4 protein-coding genes are annotated in these 4,383 nt (G+C 33.1%); all 4 read left to right on the plus strand.

All coding sequences use genetic code 11. The annotated features are described in order from the left end of the window. The first annotated feature begins 77 nt into the window (after window positions 1-77). The 4 genes from AC07YT_RS25000 (at window position 78) to AC07YT_RS25015 (ending at window position 4,164) form a co-directional block, all read left to right on the plus strand. A complete protein-coding gene (locus AC07YT_RS25000; RefSeq protein WP_494945581.1) occupies window positions 78-659 on the plus strand; it encodes a peroxiredoxin family protein in 582 nt (193 codons plus the stop codon). A gap of 506 nt (window positions 660-1,165) precedes the next feature. Continuing rightward, window positions 1,166-2,737: a cysteine peptidase family C39 domain-containing protein gene (locus AC07YT_RS25005; RefSeq protein WP_086547000.1), complete on the plus strand. Its 1,572-nt coding sequence runs from the start codon at window positions 1,166-1,168 to the stop codon at window positions 2,735-2,737. A 151-nt stretch (window positions 2,738-2,888) separates the two neighbouring features. Then, complete coding sequence (locus AC07YT_RS25010) at window positions 2,889-3,155, plus strand: hypothetical protein (RefSeq protein ID WP_086546999.1); 267 nt, start codon at window positions 2,889-2,891, stop codon at window positions 3,153-3,155. 64 nt (window positions 3,156-3,219) lie between these two features. Next, window positions 3,220-4,164, plus strand: a complete 945-nt coding sequence (locus AC07YT_RS25015) for a retropepsin-like aspartic protease (RefSeq protein WP_086546998.1) — start codon at window positions 3,220-3,222, stop codon at window positions 4,162-4,164. Window positions 4,165-4,383: the final 219 nt, after the last annotated feature.

The following is a 4,383-nucleotide window of genomic DNA, read 5'->3' on the forward strand; positions in this document are numbered from 1 at the left end:
GAAATAAATAAAAATTAATTTTTATTGTAAGGTTAATGTTTCCGGTTCGACTAAGAGGTAAAAAACATAAAGACAAAATGAAAAGAATTATTTTATTTACAGCCTTAGCTGTTGTATTATCGCTACAAACAAAAGCACAAAAGGGTTTAAAAGAAGGAGATCAAGCGCCAATGTTTAATGGAGTAGATCAAAACGGTAAAACAGTGAGCCTGAAAAGTGCGCTCAAAGCACACCGTTCTGTGGTATTATTCTTTTACCGCGGTCAGTGGTGCCCCTACTGTAACAAACACATTAAAGAACTTCAGGATTCTTTAAACTTGTTAAGTGGGAAAGATGCTTTCGTTATTGGTGTTACACCCGAAACGAAAGAAAACATTGATAAAACAATCAAAAAAACCAGTGCCGGATTTTCTATCCTTCAGGATAAAGACGATGAAATTATGAAAGCCTACAATGTAAACTTCATGATGGACGAAGCTACCTTCATCAAATACAAAGGCTATGGTATAAATCTGGAAGACAATAACGGTAATACCCGGCATACCTTACCCGTTCCGGCAACCTATATTATCGATCGTTCAGGTAAAATTAAATATGTTCATTTCGATCCTAATTATCAAAAAAGAGCCTCGGTAAAACTTTTGCTTTCAAAACTTTAAGTCGGGTTAAAAAGAATTTATTTAGAAACACCCACCACCATTTTTTATTGGGAGTGGGTGTTTTTGTTTTAAAGCACTTTTTTATTTGCGATATCAAAAAAAAATCAAAAATTAGGCGTATTTGCTAAAACGTTTTATTTTATTCTGTAATTGTATTCTGTATAATTTGTATGTTTATTTTTATTTTTATGTATTCTTGTATGTATTTATTTTGTATTTATTTTTTGTTTGTTAATGCCTTTTTTCTATCTTCGATTATCTTATCTTATAATAAAGTTATTTAAGAAAGACGCTTGAAATTTGGCATTTCCATGACCTTGATGGAAGAAGCCACTGCAAATTATTACAGTTGCCAAGCAATTACTATTTTATTTGAATAATGAGAGTGGCTTTTTGCAGATTGCTGTTTTCTGTTAATCAAATAAGAAGATAAAACAATATGGAGTATTTCTGGGGAGATCCTGGATTATCCTTTGTTTTTTATCGATAGCTAACCATTTAAATCTATGAGTCAATATTCAAATGCCGTTGCGGTAACCCGTTTACTGTTGAAAACCCTTTTTGTTAAACATAGCGTCTACGGACTAACGCAAAAGTTGGAGGATCATCCTGAATATCCAAGTTTATTGTCTATAAGCGATTGTTTAACCGAATGGCAGGTAGCGAATGCAGCCATTAATATTGATAAAACTACTTTTAAAGACATAAATTGCCCTTTTGTAGCCCATTTTGCTAGCAATGGAGGGAGTTTTATACTGGTACAGGCTGTTAATGATCAGGAAATAGTATACAGTGACGAGAAAAAGCAAAAAGCTATTTTGCCGATAAAAGAATTTCTGCAAAAATGGAGTGGTACAGTATTGTTGGCCGAGGCAGATAAAGAAAGTAAAGAGCCTGAGTATGGTAAAAATAAATGGAAAGATCTTTTCCAAAGTATGAGGTTGCCCATACTGATTATTACAATAGTTTTAGGAATAATTCTGGCGTTATTGAATACAAGCTTAAGCGCTGTCTACTTTGTCTTACTAATTATTAATTTATTTGGTGTTAGTGTTACCTCATTATTGCTAATCAATAGTATTGGTAGTAGTAATCCTTTGGTACAAAACCTATGCAGCTTGGGCAATAAAAATGGTTGTAATGCGATCCTTAAATCAGATGCTGCTAAACTTACTTCGTGGCTTTCATGGGGCGAGGTAGGATTTTTCTACTTTACTGGTTCAGTCATTACACTTCTCATTAACCCTGGTAGTTTGGCAATAATGAGTTGTTTGAATTTACTTGCGCTGTCTTATACTATTTATTCTATTTCTTATCAGTATCGCTATAAAAATTGGTGCCTGTTGTGCTGCATGGTACAAGGCTTATTAGTAATCGCAAATATTGTAGCTTTCAGCTTTGGACTTTGGCCTTTTAGCTTTTCAACTTTTAGTTCTAGTATTTTCATTCAAATAATTTTTTATTTCTTGCTTCCTGTTACAGTTTGGTACACATTTAAACCATTCTTTACTAATTCGATACAGTTTAAACCACTAAAATTACAGCTTAAAAAATTTAAATATAATAGTGAACTATTTAAGCAGGTATTAATAAACCAATCACGTTATGCCATAGGTGATGAAATGATGCCAGTAACACTAGGCAATCCAAATGCTGAAACGGTAATTACCATGGTAAGCAATCCATTTTGTGGACCATGTGCCAAGGCACATCAAACTATTAATGAATGGTTAAAATATCGTGATGATCTGCAGGTGAAAATTATTTTTACCACCGCCGACCATGATGATGATAAAAAAACAAAAGTGTCCCGACATATCAGTGCATTGACTACATTGAACAATGCTGATCTCTTAGGAAAAGCATTAAATGATTGGTATGCGCAAGGTGCGCAGAATTATGAAATCTGGGCACAGAAATATCCTATAACATTTAATGGTGAAATGAATGAGGTAACTAAAAAACAAAAAACTTGGTGTGATATGGCAGAAATTGCCTTTACGCCTACCATTTTGGTAAATGGCTATAAACTGCCAGCGCCTTATCTCTTGGAGGATATCAAATATTTGATTACTTAAAGGGACAAACCGTTTTGTACAAAAGAGGGGCAGCCAGTTCGAAATGTACTGCCCCAGTGAACTACCATGTGGTTATAAAATACATGGAGCCATAAGTAACCCAGCTTGGAAGGGCTACAAAAACTTTAAAACCAAATTTAAGCATTAAACAATGAAAAAATTAAGTTTAAAACCAAATGCCTTTAAGAAAGGTGAAGTACTGACCAGGGCGCAATTAAAAAAAGTAATGGGAGGAACAGGAAGTGGTATTGGTAATTGTCAGGAAAACTATTATCTCTCTTGTACAACTCCAGGTGGCAAGGAGGATTGGTGTAGGTCTTCGATTAGTGGCGATGCTACAGCTGCATGTAATGCAATATATCCTGCCTACAATGGATCAGGTGTGAGTGGTGAGTGGGGTGTTATTATACGCCCGTAATTTTTCAATCCCTATTCAACCTGTGGTTGTTGTTAATAACCACGGGTTGATAATATATGGAAATATGAATAATAAATTCGAATTTTTGTTTTTTCTTATATTAATTTTAATTGGATGTCAGAATAATAACTTACCAGTTAACAATATTTCTAAATCTAACAGTATGCCTGTAGTTATGTCTGGAGGACATATTATTTTTAAAGGTACTATTCAAGATACAATTAATGTAAATTTTATATTGGACACCGGGGCACCATACACCTTGATATGCGATTCTACATTTGCTCAAAGAATTGGCCTAACCAAGATTGAGCAAGGGCCAAATAATACCAGATATAAAAGAGTTCAAAGTGCCGAAGAAGAAAATAAGTTTCAAAGAATGTTAATTACGTTTGCTTTTGGAAAAGTAAATGGAGTGTCTAAGTCGCATGCTATTATCGACATGAAAAGAATAATTGGGGACAAAGCAGAATTGTTAATCGGAATGGAGTTTATGAAAAACTATATAGTTGAAATAAATTATTTTAATAATACCATTTCCTTTAATAAGGGGAACATCTCAAATAAAAATAAACTAATAGATAGTATAAGGATAAACCCAGTTGATAAATCTAAATTACGATACGAAGTTCTCGCAACCTTTTATACTCAAAGAGGGGATAGTTTTAAAGAAAGATGTATTATTGATTTAGGGGCGAGTGGAGGTACGATCGGTTTCTCTACACGATTAGTTAAAAAACACAACCTTTTATATGGAATAAATCTAAAACCTGAGATCAAAAGAGAAGGGACTACAATGAAAGGAGAAGTAATGACTGGTCACTTTGCAACACTTAAGGCTATCAAAATAGGAAAATTTAAGATAGATACACCTTCAGTATTTTTTCACACCAATAAAACTGGGATGACCGCCGCAGAACCATCTTTAATTGGAAATTATATTTTAAGAAAATTTGGACATATATACATATCTTTTAATAAGAACATGATATACATTACAAAACCTTAACCTAAAATGATTTTATGAATGAAATTGGTCATGGAAGTAAAAACTAATCGTGTTAGTATTTCAGTTTTAACTTTTATCATAGACCTAATTAAGGAACATCTCATATTTAAGTCAGTCCAATAATAAATAGCCTAAGTGTTTAGTAGCGAAGTGGTTATGTGATTTAAAATAAAATGGGATCTTGATCTTTAACTTACAATAAAATAAACTATATATTTC

Source organism: Pedobacter sp. GW460-11-11-14-TSB4, assembly GCF_059423705.1.